This window comes from Flavobacterium oreochromis (assembly GCF_019565455.1).
Classification (GTDB): Bacteria; Bacteroidota; Bacteroidia; order Flavobacteriales; family Flavobacteriaceae; genus Flavobacterium; species Flavobacterium oreochromis.
The window spans coordinates 1,780,669-1,797,601 of the sequence record NZ_CP067377.1 but is presented as its reverse complement, the minus strand read 5'-3'; the positions used below and the strand labels follow the sequence as shown (position 1 = coordinate 1,797,601).

The window sequence follows — 16,933 nt, the reverse complement described above, 5'->3', positions numbered from 1 at the left end:
AATTGGATATAACTACAACAAAGTATAATTTTACCGCTATACCGACTATAATATAAGTAAATATCTCCAAAAAAGCAAACATTTATGAAAGAATTTTACAGAATAAAGAATGATTTATTCCTTCTAGTATTTTTAGTTCTATTTATAGTTGAAAATAGAGGGCAAGTATCATCCTATAACTTTTCAGAAAGCAACGGAACATATGTTTCTATATCAGGTACAGCAGCAATGAACCCTGGATGGGATGAGAATACAGTTCCCAACATACCCATTGGTTTTACTTTTAATTTTAACAATTCAAACTATACTGCTTGTACTATTAGCAGTAATGGTTTCATTACATTTGGCTCTACAAGCCCTACCAATTCCTTGTACAACCCTATATCATCAACTATTAGTTACACAGGGGCTATTAGTGCAATTGGAGCAGACTTAATTGATGGTGGAACAAAAGCTATAACTTATTCAACAACAGGAACTGCTCCTTATAGAATATTTACCATTCAATGGGATGATGCCAGAAGATATAGTGGAAATGGAAATTTTGATTTCCAAATAAAATTATATGAAACAACTAATACTATATCTGTTGTTTATGGAATTTGCTCTCCAACTGGTACCACTACAACTGAAAATATAAATGTTGAAGTTGGACTAAGAGGAACCTCTAATACTGATTTCAATAATAGAAATAAAACAAATCACTCAAATTGGGCTTTAACAACAACAAAAGGAACCTTTAATACTGATTCCTGTACAACAAACGGTTCAAGTGCTCCATCTAATGGATTAACCTTTACATGGGCTCCTATTCAAACTTGTTTAACCCCTACTGCTCAACCTTCTGCTCTTGTTCTGACACCTGGTACTACAACAATAGCAGGAAATTTTGCAGCTGCAAGCCCTTCTCCTAACAGTTATCTAGTTGTACGCTCTAATACAAGTATAAAACCAAATCCGATCAATGGAACGTTTTATCCAATAGGATCTACCGCTTTAGGTGCAAATTATGTCGTAATAGACACTGACTCTAATACTTCTTTTAATGATAGCGGATTAATTACCTCTACATCTTATTATTATCATATTTTCTCTTATAATAATACAAGCTGTACTGGAGGACCTAAATATAACACAACTAACCCATTATCAGCATCTACAACTACAACTACAAATTTCACATATTGCACCCCTTCATCTTCTAGTAGTAATAGATATATAAATAGTTTAGAATCTGTAGGCACTGTAACTACATATGCTAACAACAACACAGGTTATTCTCCTGGAGGTTACGGAAATTATAGACACATTAATTTATTTACTCAAATACAAGGAGGAGGAGTTAATTTATTAGCCACTCTACCTGACAAACCCAATAGTCAAACTATAAGAATATGGATTGATTGGAATAACAAAGATGGTCTTTTTAACAACACTAATGAATTAGTTTATACTACTGGTAGTATATACACGGAACTTAAAAACACATTAGGTTTTACAATCCCTCACACAATACCAGCTGGTACTTATACACTTAGAATTAGAACTTTTTCATCAAATACTCTAGATCCTTGTAATAATTATAGTGGAGGAGAAACCGAAGATTATACAATAACGATATTGGCTGACTGTTCTGCTAAAATTAATGCTGCTACTTCTGGAACTAGTTGTGGAGCTGGTCCTGTTACCTTACAAGCATACGGAACAACAGATATTACAGAATTCAGATGGTATGATTCCGTAACTAATATTTTAGAAGGAACTAGCCCAAGTACAATAGTTTCTGGACAAGCTACGACTACATGGATAACCCCATCATTAAACACTAGTAAAACATACATTGTTAAAGGTTATAATGGAACATGTCAAAGTTACTATAACACTTTTGTAGATGCCGAAATAAAATCAACAACCGAAATCAATGTAGCGGCTTCAGCTCCCACTATTTGTGGAGAAAATTCTCAAGTAAAAATAACAGCAACCGTTGGTGAAACTAAATTTAATTTATTAACAGAAACATTTTCTGAATTAGATATTTCAGACACAAACTTTCGAGTAACACAAACGCTAAATAATACTAGCTACACTAATGCTACTTGGAAATTATACCCAAGTCCTTCTGTACCTATTAGTACAACTGTTTTCAAACCCGCTATTAGTTCAGGAAATATAGATGATCGATTTGCTTTAACCACATCTGATTACTATAATCTGACAATGACTAGTAGAATGATCACAAAAAACACTGTTTCAACTGTTGGATGTACTACTGCTACTCTAAGTTTTAGACACTATTACTCTGATTTTGACAATACAGACACAGCAGCTGTTTATTATTCAACACTTGCCTCCCCAGATCCTGCTAATAGCTCTCATTGGACATTATTAATAATGTATAATTCGGATCAAGGCTTAGCACATTCTTTTACATCTGCGAGTTATTCACTACCTGTTGGCATTCAAAACCTCTCAATAAAATTTGAATACAAAGGAACTTGGGCAGAAGGTTGGGCAATTGATGATGTATACATAAATGCAACAAAACCTTTTATACCAAACTACTTATGGAACAACTCGTCAGGTATAGTATACATTGACACAAACAACGACAATGTAGGCGATACTCCTTACACAAACCAAAATGTAAGCTCTATTTACTTTGCACCAAATGGTTTAGCAATGGAATCTCCTTCTTGGTCAACATCTGTAAAATCATTAACCCCAAATGGATGTGTATCTACCGTACCAATTAGTATTACAAATACTACCCGTACATGGAAAGGAACCATAAATAACAATTGGGATATAGCAGGAAACTGGGCTCCCGCTTTTGTGCCAGATGCTACTACTTGTGTTATTATTCCTAGTACAGCAAAAATTATAGGTACAGCATATAGTGGTTATGGAAAAAACCTAACCATTAAATCTACAGGAGACTTAGAATTACAAGCAGATAACAACTTAATCATTACGGACTGGATGGATATAAAAAATGGAGGTGTCTTCAATGTTCGTAATAACGCTAATTTTGTACAAAAAAATGACAATCCATCTCCTGCTAACACAATTTCTGGAACTTTCACCATGGATAGAACAGCAATAGGCTTAAAAGCTCTTGATTATATTTATTGGTCTTCTCCCGTAAACAATTTCCCAGTAACCAGCGTATCACCTAACAGTCTGACTAGCAAAATTTATCATTGGGTAACAGATTATCCAAATCCTAATGGTTTTGGTTTTGGAAATTGGTTTAACACAACCGAAAACATGCAAGCAGGTAAAGGATATATTATCAGAGTAGCAAATAATAACCCTACTTTTTCAACGACCTTTACAGGAGCACCAAGAAATGGTATCATTACTAAAACGATCGCTCGTGGTCCCTATATAGGAAGTGATTACAGAGGATCTACAGGACGCATTATAACTAATTTAGATGACAATTTAAACTTAATTGGAAATCCTTATCCTTCAGCCATAGATGCTATTGAGTTTTTAACTGAAAATCAATCAGTTTTAGAAGGAGGAATACAAATTTGGACTCATAAAGGAACAATATCTAACAGTAATCCATCTCCTTTTTATCAAAACTTTTCTAGTAACTATTCTTATAGTGACTATCTAACCTACACTAAATTAGGATCTAGTATAGGGAGTAGTACTGGTGCTGATACAGGATTTAATGGAAAAATAGCTGCAGGACAAGGATTTTTAGTAAAGATGAAAGATGGCAATGCCTTAACAGCTAACATCACTTTTAAAAACAGTATGAGAACTGACGATTTAAATAGAGCGTATAATAATAGTCAATTTTACAGAACAACTGATAATAAAAAGAAAAACAAACAGATCGAATTTGGATTGATCTAGTTGATAACACTTCAAGTAGTGACCGTTTTTTAATTGGTTACACAGAAGATGCAACAGCAGAAAAAGATTTCTTATTTGATGCTAAAACTGATTATGAAGCACCTTTAAAAGCCTTTTCATTACTAGATAATGACGCATACGTTATACAAGGTAAAGGCCCTTTTGACATAAATGATAAATTCAACATAGGATATCAAGTACCAGCAAATGGTAATTATAAATTTGCTATATCAGAAGTAGACGGTATATTCAAAACTAATAATCAGAAAATATATATAGAAGATTTATTAACAAATACAACACATGATTTAACAACTAGCCCCTACTCTTTTACAAGTGAAAAAGGACTATTTAAAACACGTTTTATAATTAAATATACGAACGAAACATTATCTAATAACGATTCAGAGTATAAGAATAGTGTTTTTATTTATGGAACTAATGAATTACATATCAAATCAGAATTATTCAATTTAAAAAACATTGAAATTTATGATGTTTTAGGAAAAACTTTGATTGAAGCAAAAGACATTAATCAAATGGAATCTTTAATTAATCTTAAAAACACTCAAAGTATGATATTAGTAAAAATAATGCTCGAAAACGGAGCTATAATAACTAAAAAAGTAATATACTAAACATATTGTAAAAATGCCCAAAAAGACCTCCTCTTTAAATAGTGGAGGTCTTTTTCTTTTTATATGCCTCTCTTTCAAATGAAATATTATAATACGCCTTCCTTTTATCTCTAAACTGTAATAATCGAAACAAATACTCTATTCCATACCAAATAAAAAATAAAAACAACAACATCTCCTTTTGTTGCTGTATATGAATTCTTTCATGATTTATAAAACATACATCAGCTCTATCGTCCTCCTTTCGCATAAAAACAAATGGAAAAAAAGTAATTCCACGAAATCCCTTAGGTGTTAAATATTTAGATACTATAAAAAACATATATACAAATTTGATAAATTTGTGCGCATGAACAATGATTTAAATCCAAATAATTTAAAAGAAGGTGAAGATTTTTATTATACTCCTGAAGGATATAAATGCTTCACAGAAAAATACCATTTAAAACGGGGTTATTGTTGCAAAAGTGGATGCCGTCATTGTCCTTATGGATTTGATAAAAAAACCGGAATAATAAAAAAAACCAACCCTTTTTGGCATATCTAATAATTCTAAAATTTTAAAAAAACACAATAAAAATTGCTTATTGCTTATAGCATAAAGCTTAAAGCTAAACAAAATGACATTTCAAGAACAAATAGCAGAAGGAATTCCTACAATCTTACCACAAGCAAAAACGTATGAATCTCAAATTAACCACGCTCCAAAGCGTAAAGAAATATTAACTACAGAAGAAAAAAAGTTAGCTTTAAAAAATGCTCTTCGCTATTTTGAGCCTAACCAGCATGCTGAACTAATTCCAGAATTTAAAGAAGAATTAGAAAAATATGGACGTATATATATGTATCGTTTACGTCCTGATTATGAAATAAAAGCTCGACCTATTACGGACTATCCAGGTAAAAGCTTACAAGCAAAAGCCATTATGCTTATGATTCAAAATAATCTGGATTATGCTGTAGCTCAACATCCTCACGAATTAATAACTTACGGTGGCAATGGAGGTGTTTTTAGCAACTGGGCTCAATATAGGCTAACAATGAAATATTTAGCCGAAATGACAGATGAGCAAACACTTGTTATGTACTCAGGTCATCCTATGGGATTATTCCCCTCTCATAAAGACGCTCCAAGAGTAGTAGTTACAAACGGTATGATGATTCCTAATTACTCTAAACCTGATGATTGGGAACGTTTTAATGCTTTAGGCGTAACACAATACGGGCAAATGACAGCAGGAAGCTATATGTATATTGGTCCTCAAGGAATAGTACATGGCACTACCATTACTGTTTTAAATGGATTTAGAAAAATTAAAAAAAATCCTAATGGCGGATTATTTGTCACCTCTGGATTAGGAGGAATGAGCGGAGCTCAACCAAAAGCAGGAACTATTGCCGGTTGTGTAACTGTTTGTGCAGAAGTAAACCCTAAAATAACCAAAATACGTCATGAACAAGGCTGGATTCACGAAATTCACGAAAACATGAATGAATTAATTTCTCGTGTTAAAAAAGCATTAGAAACTAAAGAAGTAGTTTCCCTAGCTTATTTAGGAAATGTAGTAGATGTATGGGAACGTTTTTATGAAGAAGGCTTACAAATTGACTTAGGCTCAGACCAAACCTCATTACACAATCCTTGGGCTGGTGGCTACTACCCCGTTGGTATTTCTTTTGAGGAAGCAAATAATATGATGGCCAACAACCCTGACGAATTCAAATTAGAAGTCCAAAAAACATTACGCCGTCATGCCGAAGCCATTAATAAACACACTGAAAAAGGAACCTATTTTTTTGATTATGGAAATGCTTTTCTTTTAGAAGCATCACGTGCTGGTGCTAATATTATGGCTGAAAATCCAACTTTAGGCCGAGAATTTAAATATCCATCCTACGTTCAGGATATCATGGGTCCCATGTGTTTTGATTATGGTTTTGGTCCTTTCCGTTGGGTATGTACTTCTGGAAAACCAGAAGATTTACAAAAAACAGACGATATTGCTTGTCAAATCTTAGAAGAAATGATGAAAAATGCTCCTGAAGAAATCCAACAACAAATGGCAGACAATATTCAATGGATTAAAGGAGCACAGCAAAACAAATTAGTAGTAGGCTCACAAGCACGTATTTTGTACGCAGATGCAGAAGGTCGTACTAAAATAGCACAAGCATTTAACAACGCAATCAACAAAGGAGAAATTGGACCTATCGTACTAGGACGTGATCATCATGATGTTTCAGGTACTGACTCACCTTACCGAGAAACCTCTAATATTTACGATGGTTCAAGATTCACAGCAGATATGGCCATTCATAATGTTATAGGTGATAGTTTTCGCGGTGCTACCTGGGTATCTATTCACAACGGTGGTGGTGTAGGCTGGGGAGAAGTAATAAATGGTGGTTTCGGTATGCTATTAGACGGTTCTGCAGACAGCGAAAGACGATTAAAATCAATGCTTTTCTGGGATGTTAACAATGGCATTTCAAGAAGAAGTTGGGCTCGAAATGAAGGTGCTATCTTTGCTATCAAACGCGCTATGGAACAAGAACCTTTATTAAAAGTAACCCTTCCTAATATCGTTGACGACACTCTATTATAAAAGTTAAAAACATTTATTTTGGTATATTTTTTGATGTAATTTTATAACACCCATTTAAAATTTCCAGTATTATGAAAACGATAAAATTACTAACACTATTCGGATTTTTTATTCTTACAGCATGTAGTTCAGTACACGTAAATACTGATTATGACAAAAGAGCTCGTTTTGACCAGTACAAAACCTTTGCATACCTGAAAAGTGGTATTGATAAAGCAGAAATATCTGATCTAGACAAAAAAAGAATTTTATACGCTCTAGATGAAACCTTAACAGCAAAAGGTTTTACCAAATCTGAAAATGCAGATATCCTAATCAGTTTTTTCACAAAAGAAAAAGAACGCGTAGATTATTATAACAATAACTGGGGATGGAACATGGGATGGAATAATCCTTGGTGGGGAAGTTTTAGTTATTCAATGCCTATTACATCTATAGAAGGCACATTAATCATTGATGTAATAGATGCCAAAACAAAAGAACTAATCTGGCAAGGAAAAGGATCTGGACAACTAACAGAAGATGTTAACAAAAAGATGCCCGTATTAAAGAATTTGTATCTAGAATACTTGAAAAATACCCTCCACAAATAAAAAATTAAATAAATGCTCCTTAATTGGAGCATTTATTTTTAGAACTAACATTTATCAGTCTTTTTTTATTAACAACCCAATACCTTTACCCAAATTACAGTATAAAATGAAAGATATTCAAAATAGATCCGATATAGAGCTATTAGTAAATACTTTTTATAACAACGCTAAAATAGATACTTTAATAGGCCCCATTTTTAACGGAGCTATCAAAGATTGGACTCCTCATTTAAACAAAATGTATACCTTTTGGGAAACAATCTTATTAGAAGTTCACTCCTATTCTGGCACTCCTTTCCCTCCTCATGCTAAAATGCCATTGGAAAAAATTCATTTTGATCGCTGGATGGAATTATTTAAAAAAACAGTCGATAGTTTATTTACAGGAGAAAAAGCTAATGAAGCCAAATGGAGAGCTGGAAAAATGGCAGAGTTATTTGAATATAAAATTGAATATTTCAAAAAAGCCAATCATAAACCGTTATTATAGCACCATCATTATTTTAAATTTTAAATTCGTCACAAAAAGGCTTATTTTTGCTCAAACAACTAATTAAGATATGGAAGCTCATTTTGAAACCAATCCCTTAATCGACCGATTACCTGAACATTTAAAACAATTCATCATCCCTCAAAATTATCAGGATTATACTCCTATTAATCAAGCGGTATGGCGTTACGTAATGCGCAAAAATGTTGATTATCTTTCAAAAGTTGCTCATGAATCTTATCTAGAAGGCTTACGTCAAACGGGAATAGATACAGAAAACATTCCTAATATGTATGGAATGAATCGTATTTTAAAAGAAATTGGATGGGCAGCTGTAGCGGTAGATGGATTTATCCCTCCTAGTGCTTTTATGGAATTTCAAGCCTACAACGTATTAGTTATTGCTTGTGATATCCGCCAATTAGAACATATAGAATACACCCCAGCTCCTGATATTATTCACGAAGGAGCAGGTCATGCCCCTATTATTGCCAATCCAGAATACGCCGAATATTTAAGACGCTTTGGAGAAATTGGATGTAAAGCCATTTCCTCAGCAAGAGATTATGAATTATACGAAGCCATCCGCTTACTTTCTATCCTAAAAGAAGCTGAAAACACATCAGAAACAGATATCAAAAAAGCAGAAGAAAATGTTGACTTCCTTCAAAACAATATGGGAGAACCTTCTGAAATGGCCCAAATTAGAAATTTACATTGGTGGACAGTAGAATACGGTCTGATTGGAAGTGTTGAAAACCCTAAAATATACGGAGCAGGACTACTCTCTTCAATAGGCGAAAGTGAATGGTGCATGACTGATAATGTAAAAAAATACCTTATGACCTAACTGCCGCTAATCAAAGTTTTGACATTACAAAACCACAGCCTCAATTATATGTAACTCCTGATTTTGCCCATTTAAGTTTAGTACTAGAAGAATTTGCTAACAAAATGGCATTACGAACAGGAGGTTTATCTGGCATACAAAAATTAATCAACTCAAAAGCATTAGGCACTATTGAATTAAGTACTGGTTTACAAATTTCAGGTATTTTTACAAATGTGATAGAAAATGAAGGCAAACCTGCTTATATTCAATCAATAGGAAAAACAGCTTTATCATATCGCGAAAAAGAACTTGTAGGTCACGGCACAGAATACCATACTGAAGGGTTTGGTTCTCCTATTGGTAAATTAAAAGGGATTAATCTTGCGATTGAAGATATGAGCCCTCGTGATTTACGTGCTTATGACATTTACGAAGGAGAACAAATTACCTTAGAATTTGAAGGAGATATAAAAGTTAAAGGAGAAATAATTACAGGAACACGTAATATACAAGGTAAAATATTAATTATTAAATTCAAAAATTGCACTGTTACACATAAAGATCAGATATTATTCCAGCCTGAATGGGGAATTTACGACATGGCAGTAGGAAAAGAAATCATTTCCGCTTTTTCAGGTCCAGCAGATGTAAATAGTTTCGATATGATTAGCCATGTCCCCTCAACTAAAACAATCAAACAACAAAAATCACCTGAACGAGAAGAATTAGAAGAACTATACCTAAGTGTCCGAAATATCAGAGAAAGAAAAAATACTACTATAACACTAAAAGAAATCTTTGGCATTTTAACTAGTAATCATCCTAATGACTGGCTTTTAGCAATAGAAATTACTGAAATAGCCCATAGAGAAAACCATAATGAACTAGTCAGCAAAATATTAAACCATTTAGAAAGTGTTAAAATTCGTAAACCAGAGGTAAGAAAACTCATTCAAAATGGTTTAGATCTCATTTTTGAAAAAGTTTCTTTGTAATGTAACTTTTGTCACACAAAAATAAAATAAGAGCTCATACATTTGATAAAAAATCAAGAAGTATGGGCTTTTTTAGCTTTCTAGGATTCGATAAAAAGAATGAACTACAAGACTTTATTAATAAAGAAGCAATAATAATAGATGTAAGAACATCTAACGAATACGCATCAGGACACATATCGGGATCAAAAACATACCTCTTGATACCGTTGAGAAAGAAATAGAAAACATCAAAAAGTTAAATAAGCCTGTAATTGTCTGCTGCCGTAGTGGTATGCGCAGTGGTCAAGCAGTTTCTATACTTAAACACCACAATGTTAAGTGTATAAACGGCGGGAGTTGGGATAGTTTACAAAATAAGCTATAATTTTCTTCATATCAAAAAATACCACATTATTAGTTTTTTTGGAACAAAAGGCTATCTAATTTTTTAGATAGCCTTTTAATTTTTTCAAAAATAAAAAAATCCCAGAGTCACCCCTGGGAATAGTCGCACTAATAAACTAAGATGATAGGTTTATCGTAATCGATCCACAGATTTTACAAGATCTTCATCCTTCTTAATGGCTTTGTTAGCTAAAACTAACAATAAGATAGTAATTATAGGAAGAAACATCCCAATACCCTTCACGGGAGCCTGAACCCCTCCAGATACGCTTAGTGTACGATACACAAATAATCCTAGTAAAATTAAGTTTAATATCATATTCAATCTGTTTAATACAAATTGAGTTTGTCTCTTTTTATACGATAATAAGCTCATCAACGATAAAGATGTACTTAGACCAAAAAAAATAGTATAAATAATATTTGTCATAAAATACACTTCCTTCCCTCCTTCTGTCCAGAGAGGAAATAGAAACGGTAAAACCGCCATTGCGACAAAAGCCAAAACTAAATATACGCTTTGAATTCTTTGAATCATCTTTTTTAGTATCTTGATACAAAAATATATTTTCTTTTTTTAAAAAACTATTGTTTCCTTAATAAAATTTTGTATTATTGCAGGAACAATCCGTAAGCACTTCATACTTCGGAACATAAGTTTCAAAAAATCAATTTTTAAACCCCATTTTTTTAAGCTAACTATACTTTATGTTTGATATTTCTGTATTAAAAGAAATGAAGCTAAACGAATTGCAAGAAATTGCAAAAGCAGCGAAAATCAAGAATTTTAAAACTCTTAAAAAAGACGATTTAATATACCAAATACTTGATTTCCAAGCTTCAAACCCCGAAAAACTAACTTCAGAAGCGAATAGCGTATCTGATAACACCTCAAAACCTAAACGAATTCGCATGGCTAAAGACAAAAAAGAGGAATCAGAACCTGAAAAAACAGATACAATTCAAGAAACAATTCTTTTTACTGAAGAAACAGTAGATAAAAAAATTTCTAAAAAAGGAAATAGTAAAAAACCAGGTACTAATCCGGAAGAAGTAACTGACACAAAGAAAGAAGCTTTTACGAAAAAGACTAAAAATCAAAAATTTTCAAAAGAAAAAAAGAAAACAACTGAAATACAACACAATACAATTGAGTCTTCCGATCCTACAGAAGAAATAAATGTAGTTCTAGACCTTGAAAAAAATCAAACAGAGGAAGCGATAGAAGTAATAGAAATAGCATCAGAACAAACAAATGATCCATCTATTACCCCTGAAGTAGAGCCAAACACTTCTATTGAAGTAAACAAAAACAAATTCAATCCAAACAATCAAAATCCTAAATATAAAAAGACAACTAATTTTAGAGAACCTGATTATGAATTTGAAGGAATTATAGAAAGTGAAGGGGTATTAGAGATGATGCCTGACGGATATGGTTTTTTACGCTCTTCCGACTACAATTATTTAGCATCTCCTGACGACATTTATTTATCAACTTCTCAAATTAGACTATTTGGATTAAAAACAGGTGATACTGTAAAAGGAGTGGTTCGACCACCAAAAGAAGGAGAAAAATACTTTCCTTTAGTTAAAGTTTTAAAAATTAATGGTCATGATCCACAAGTAGTTCGAGATCGCGTTTCGTTTGACCACTTAACCCCTGTTTTTCCTACCGAAAAATTCAAATTAGCTGAAAAAGGGAGTTCTATTTCCACTCGTATTATTGATTTATTTTCTCCTATCGGAAAAGGGCAACGCGGTATGATAGTAGCACAACCCAAAACAGGTAAAACGATGTTACTTAAAGACATTGCTAATGCCATAGCAGCCAATCATCCGGAAGTATACATGATAGTTCTACTAATAGACGAACGCCCTGAAGAAGTTACAGATATGCAACGTAGTGTACGAGCAGAAGTAGTTGCTTCTACGTTTGATCGTGAACCACAAGAACATGTCAAAATTGCTAATATTGTACTTGAAAAAGCAAAACGTTTAGTCGAGTGTGGACATGATGTTGTCATTCTATTAGATTCTATTACTCGTTTAGCACGTGCTTATAACACAGTACAACCTGCATCTGGCAAAGTACTAAGTGGAGGTGTTGATGCCAACGCATTACAAAAACCAAAACGTTTCTTTGGTGCTGCACGTAATGTAGAAAATGGAGGTTCATTAAGTATCATTGCTACTGCTTTAACAGAAACAGGATCTAAAATGGATGAAGTTATTTTTGAAGAGTTTAAAGGAACTGGAAATATGGAACTTCAATTAGATCGTAAAATTGCTAATCGTCGTATTTTCCCTTCTGTAGATTTAACATCTTCAAGCACACGTCGTGATGATCTTTTATTAGATGAAAAAACCATTCAACGTATGTGGATTATGCGTAAGTATTTAGCCGATATGAATTCAGTAGAGGCAATGGAATTTATTAATGATCGATTTAAGAAAACGAGAAATAACGAAGAGTTTCTAATATCTATGAATGATTAAAAAACACAACCTATTTATTCTAGAAAGAAATAATATTAAAATCAGATGGAATAAAAAAATTAGGTTCGTAAAAGTTTTAACACAGAAATAAGACAAAAAACTTATTACACACATACCCCTATAAAAATAAGATTCAAGAATATATCCGAAAAGTTATGAGATTTATGATTCTTCACAAAAAGGAACTAAAAAGTTCTAATTGATACAAATCATAAATAACTATAAGAATTCCTCTAGTAAAACACCCTAGATATTGACCTTTTACTTTTCGGAAATCCTCTTGAAAAATTGAATTAAAATAGAAGTCCTTTTAGCTAAAACAAATTCAAAAAAATAATTCTCTTTCATTTTTTTAGCAAACCTTAAAAAACTGCTTCTTTAAATATTTACGAGCACAACCTGTTATCAGCTAGATAAAACACTTAGAATAGCAAACAACATCATATTAAAGTTTAAAATCAGCCTCTGTTTTGACTTCTCCTCCATTATATTCTACTTTCCAGCCTATAGAATGGGTTACTAACAATATCTTTGATAGTTCACTTATTAAACGATTTTGAGCATTAGATTTTAAAGTAGATTTTTGAATTTTTTTAGCTAAATCTATTTTGACCTTTTTAGTAATAGCATTAAAATCTGCTCCTGTAAATTCATTAAATTTACTTTGCTCAATATCATAATACTGTATATCAGGACTAATCTTTATTTCTTCTTTAGGTATAGAAACAATACGAATTGTTTTAGATCTATCATCAATTTCATATTTCATTTGGCGCAGATCATAGGCTACTGTAACATCTGAATTTACTACTACTAAAGCTTTTTTATCAAACGAAATCAATCCTCCTAAATAATGATCTTGGTCTTTAAAAGTCATCACTTGCGAATAATGCCCTTCAGTAACAACTAATTTACCCACACTTTTGATCTGTTCTTGAATTAAATTAGAGTTATACTCTGCTCCAGTATTATTATCATTGGTAAAATATTGATAGGTAAAAAAAGCTAATACTAAAATCAATAACCAAAAAAATAGCTTCTTATATAGATTAATCATAATTAAAAGGATAAATGAGATAACTTATTTATTAATATTGTCTTTTTAGTTTCTAATTTTTGTAAAAACTTTTGATGACTTTCTGTATTAGGATTAAATGGACGATGTGAAAGACTTTTTTGAACACTCTCTATTTCAGCCATTAAGGCTACTGTTTCTGAATCAAAATAACTTTCTGAAAATCGTTCCCAAATATAATCTACTGCAAGCGAATTAGGATGCAACATGTCTTTCTCATAAAAACGATAATCTCGTAATTCATCCATAACAATTTCATAACTTGGAAAATAATGAGCATTTACCTGTGAGGTAGAAAGTAACTGGTTAACTGCCGAGAATAAATTTCCTTTACTTACATTATTTTCAAAAAAACCGTCTTTTATATGACGCACTGGAGAAATAGTAAAAATAAATTTCACAGTTGGATTTAAAGTTTGTATTAAAGAAATGATATTTGTTAAACTTTCCTGAATAGTTTCCACAGAAAGTATTTCTTTGGTAAATTCTTTCTGTGGCACTTTATGACAATTAGCTACAATTTCACCTGTTTTATTCATTCTATAAACCCAAGAGGTTCCTAGTGTAATAACACAATGGGACAACTCACTTATTTTCTGATTCGTTAATTCAATTAATTTATTTAGTTTTTTTAAGAGTTCTTCTTTATCTGGATTTGAAAGTTCTGAATGTATTTGAAAACAATGCCATAAATCATGATGATAAAAAACATCTTCCTCTGTAAATTTTTTTTTCTCTACAATTCTTTTTATCAATTTTTGAATTGAGATAGGATTAAAAATTATACCAAAAGGATTTACTGTCGTCTTAAATTTAAAATAACTAAATTTGTTACCTATGTTTTCTGAAAAACAAGAACCCAATAACAATAAATCGGATTGATAATCTATTGTTTCGTTGGTTTTGTTAATTGGTATTTTTAATGAAAAAATCATATTCAAAACTACAAATATTTTAGCAATCCTCTAAATATAGACTCTATAGAAATGGACATTTTATTTCAATATTTAAAAAAGCACTACAAACTTTTAGCTATTGCATTATTAATGGCGGGTATGAATATTTGTTTTAGTCTAAGTGACTCAATTATTACAGGTAAAATCATGCAGGATTGTGGTGTAGGAATTCAAAAATATAAAGGGAATGATTTAGCATTTGTAAAAGCTGTTGGTTTTTGGTTAGGACTATCTGTTTTGCTGGCTATGATTTCTAGAATTACTAAAAATTTTCAGGATTATTTCACTAACATTGTTATTCAACGTACAGGTGCTGAGATGTATACTGATGGTATTAAAAAATCATTAGATTTACCCTATGCACAGTTTGAGGACCAACGCAGTGGTGAAACATTAAACAAATTACAAAAGGTAAGAATTGACTCTGAAAAATTAATTAATCTTTCTATTTCATTAGTTTTTCAAACGATTGTAGGTTTTATTTTTGTTTTTTTATACATAGCTCGTATTGATATAAAGATTTCAGTTATATTTATTATTACGGCTCCCATTATAGGCTTTGTCAGTTCTATTTTAGGAAAAAAAATAAAAGCTGTATCACGAAATATTGTAATTCAAACAAATGCTTTAGCAGGATCAACGACTGAAAGTTTACGGAATATTGAATTAGTAAAAAGTCTTGGACTAACACAACAAGAGGAAGCTCGTCTAAACCAAAATACACTTAGAATCTTAGGTCTTGAACTTCAAAAAATACGTTATATCCGTAGTTTAAGTTTCATACAAGGCACAACTGTTCATTTCATGAGAACATCGGTTGTTTTTACCTTGTATTATTTTGTTTTTCAAGGCAAAATAGTCGTTGGCGATTTATTAACCATGACTTTTTTCACTTTTTTTATTTTCAACCCTTTGCAGGAAATGAGTCAATTTATTATCGTTAAAAAATGAAACAAAGGTTTCTTTAGACAATTTTAAAAAATTACTATCACAAGCATCAGAATACAAACCTTCCTCTCCCAAAACTATTGGTACGATCGAAAAATTAACTTTTAACCAAGTAAGTTTCCAGCATCAAACAGCTAGTTTTAAAGCTGTTGAAAACATTTCTTTTGAAATAAAAAAAGGCGAAACTGTTGCCTTTGTAGGTCCATCAGGATCAGGAAAAACTACATTAGTAAAACTCCTAGTAGGACTATACAAACCGAACGAAGGGAATATTGCTTATAATAATATAAATGAAACGGAAGTAGAATTACTAGAAATACGAAAACAACTAGGATTTGTAACACAAGATGCTCAACTATTTTCAGGAACAATTAAGGAAAACTTACTTTTTGTAAAACCAGATGCTACTGATGAGGAATTATTAAGTGCTTTACAACAGGCTAGTTGTCAAAATCTATTAAATCGAGCAGAAAATGGTATAAATACTACTATTGGAGAAGGAGGAATTAAGGTATCAGGAGGTGAAAAACAACGTTTATCTATTGCACGAGCTATTTTACGCAATCCTAATCTTCTAATTTTTGATGAAGCAACGTCTGCTTTAGATTCTATTACTGAAGAAGCTATCAATGAAACTATTAAATCTATTTCTAATAACGATCGAATAACCGTTTTAATAGCTCATCGCCTATCTACTATAATGCACGCAGATAAAATTTTTGTTCTTGAAAAAGGTAAAATTATTGAACAAGGCAAACATAATGATTTAGTAGAAAGCAAAGGTTTATATTATGCCATGTGGCGTCAACAAATAGGCGAACGAAAATAAAACACTTTGATATAATATCTAATTGTGTAGACGTTTTACAAACAAACTACATTTGTCTGCCTTTATATAAAAGGCTACCTTTGAACAAAGAAACTTAATATAAAAATCACTAAAACTACGACCATAAGATTCACTGCTATAGTATTCTTTTTAAAAAACTATTTGCTCTTTATGGTTAAATAACATAACAGATGGAATTTTTAATCAAACTAGCC

Annotated in this window: 9 protein-coding genes and 5 pseudogenes; 10 read left to right on the top strand and 4 right to left on the bottom strand. The window is 31.9% G+C overall.

Annotation, left to right across the window (positions count from 1 at the left end; genetic code table 11):
* Positions 1 to 84: 84 nt before the first annotated feature.
* Positions 85 to 4,187, top strand: a pseudogene (locus tag JJC03_RS08560) (RemA C-terminal-like gliding motility protein); the annotation flags it as partial.
* Positions 4,188 to 4,235: 48 nt separating this feature from the next.
* A complete protein-coding gene (locus JJC03_RS19480; RefSeq protein WP_508623376.1) occupies positions 4,236 to 4,508 on the top strand; it encodes a DUF8694 domain-containing protein in 273 nt (90 codons plus the stop codon).
* Positions 4,509 to 4,542: 34 nt separating this feature from the next.
* Here JJC03_RS19480 and JJC03_RS08550 read toward each other — a convergent pair whose 3' ends face one another.
* A complete protein-coding gene (locus JJC03_RS08550; RefSeq protein ID WP_374226213.1) occupies positions 4,543 to 4,830 on the bottom strand; it encodes a hypothetical protein in 288 nt (95 codons plus the stop codon).
* 27 nt (positions 4,831 to 4,857) lie between these two features.
* Between JJC03_RS08550 and JJC03_RS08545 the strand changes: the two genes are divergently transcribed.
* The 6 genes and pseudogenes from JJC03_RS08545 to JJC03_RS18770 all read left to right on the top strand — a co-directional run bounded on the left by JJC03_RS08545 (position 4,858) and on the right by JJC03_RS18770 (position 10,391).
* On the top strand, positions 4,858 to 5,055 hold the full coding sequence (locus tag JJC03_RS08545; RefSeq protein ID WP_235873060.1) for a C1orf53 family protein: 198 nt from the start codon (positions 4,858 to 4,860) through the stop codon (positions 5,053 to 5,055).
* Positions 5,056 to 5,128: 73 nt separating this feature from the next.
* A complete protein-coding gene (gene hutU / locus JJC03_RS08540) occupies positions 5,129 to 7,114 on the top strand; it encodes a urocanate hydratase (protein ID WP_088398461.1) in 1,986 nt (661 codons plus the stop codon).
* A 71-nt stretch (positions 7,115 to 7,185) separates the two neighbouring features.
* Positions 7,186 to 7,715 (top strand): annotated as a pseudogene (locus JJC03_RS08535) (DUF4136 domain-containing protein).
* 98 nt (positions 7,716 to 7,813) lie between these two features.
* Positions 7,814 to 8,197, top strand: coding sequence for a group III truncated hemoglobin (locus tag JJC03_RS08530; RefSeq protein WP_088398463.1), 384 nt, complete (start codon positions 7,814 to 7,816; stop codon positions 8,195 to 8,197).
* Positions 8,198 to 8,267: 70 nt separating this feature from the next.
* A pseudogene (locus tag JJC03_RS08525) lies at positions 8,268 to 10,024 on the top strand (aromatic amino acid hydroxylase).
* A gap of 62 nt (positions 10,025 to 10,086) precedes the next feature.
* Positions 10,087 to 10,391 (top strand): annotated as a pseudogene (locus tag JJC03_RS18770) (rhodanese-like domain-containing protein).
* A gap of 150 nt (positions 10,392 to 10,541) precedes the next feature.
* Here JJC03_RS18770 and JJC03_RS08515 read toward each other — a convergent pair.
* Positions 10,542 to 10,949: a DUF4293 domain-containing protein gene (locus tag JJC03_RS08515; protein ID WP_088398466.1), complete on the bottom strand. Its 408-nt coding sequence runs from the start codon at positions 10,947 to 10,949 to the stop codon at positions 10,542 to 10,544.
* 170 nt (positions 10,950 to 11,119) lie between these two features.
* Here JJC03_RS08515 and rho point away from each other — a divergent pair, with 170 nt between their 5' ends.
* Positions 11,120 to 12,910: a transcription termination factor Rho gene (gene rho / locus JJC03_RS08510; RefSeq protein WP_088398467.1), complete on the top strand. Its 1,791-nt coding sequence runs from the start codon at positions 11,120 to 11,122 to the stop codon at positions 12,908 to 12,910.
* A gap of 445 nt (positions 12,911 to 13,355) precedes the next feature.
* Here the strand turns inward: rho and JJC03_RS08505 are convergent, their stop codons facing one another.
* Both JJC03_RS08505 and JJC03_RS08500 read right to left on the bottom strand, forming a co-directional pair.
* Positions 13,356 to 13,967 carry a DUF4230 domain-containing protein gene (locus JJC03_RS08505; RefSeq protein WP_235873059.1) on the bottom strand — a complete coding sequence of 204 codons (612 nt, stop codon included), beginning with the start codon at positions 13,965 to 13,967 and terminating at the stop codon, positions 13,356 to 13,358.
* A gap of 2 nt (positions 13,968 to 13,969) precedes the next feature.
* Positions 13,970 to 14,920: a GSCFA domain-containing protein gene (locus JJC03_RS08500; protein ID WP_088398469.1), complete on the bottom strand. Its 951-nt coding sequence runs from the start codon at positions 14,918 to 14,920 to the stop codon at positions 13,970 to 13,972.
* Between the two features lie 51 nt (positions 14,921 to 14,971).
* Here JJC03_RS08500 and JJC03_RS08495 point away from each other — a divergent pair.
* Positions 14,972 to 16,718: pseudogene (locus JJC03_RS08495) on the top strand (ABC transporter ATP-binding protein).
* Positions 16,719 to 16,933: the final 215 nt, after the last annotated feature.

What these genes read in the sequence shown, in the direction of transcription:
- JJC03_RS08545 (WP_235873060.1), top strand. Translation starts at nt 4,858, where the DNA reads ATGAACAATGATTTAAATCCAAATAATTTAAAAGAAGGTGAAGATTTT.
- hutU (WP_088398461.1), top strand. Translation starts at nt 5,129, where the DNA reads ATGACATTTCAAGAACAAATAGCAGAAGGAATTCCTACAATCTTACCA.
- JJC03_RS08550 (WP_374226213.1), bottom strand. Translation starts at nt 4,830, where the DNA reads ATGTTTTTTATAGTATCTAAATATTTAACACCTAAGGGATTTCGTGGA.
- JJC03_RS08505 (WP_235873059.1), bottom strand. Translation starts at nt 13,967, where the DNA reads ATGATTAATCTATATAAGAAGCTATTTTTTTGGTTATTGATTTTAGTA.
- JJC03_RS08530 (WP_088398463.1), top strand. Translation starts at nt 7,814, where the DNA reads ATGAAAGATATTCAAAATAGATCCGATATAGAGCTATTAGTAAATACT.
- rho (WP_088398467.1), top strand. Translation starts at nt 11,120, where the DNA reads ATGTTTGATATTTCTGTATTAAAAGAAATGAAGCTAAACGAATTGCAA.
- JJC03_RS08515 (WP_088398466.1), bottom strand. Translation starts at nt 10,949, where the DNA reads ATGATTCAAAGAATTCAAAGCGTATATTTAGTTTTGGCTTTTGTCGCA.
- JJC03_RS08500 (WP_088398469.1), bottom strand. Translation starts at nt 14,920, where the DNA reads ATGATTTTTTCATTAAAAATACCAATTAACAAAACCAACGAAACAATA.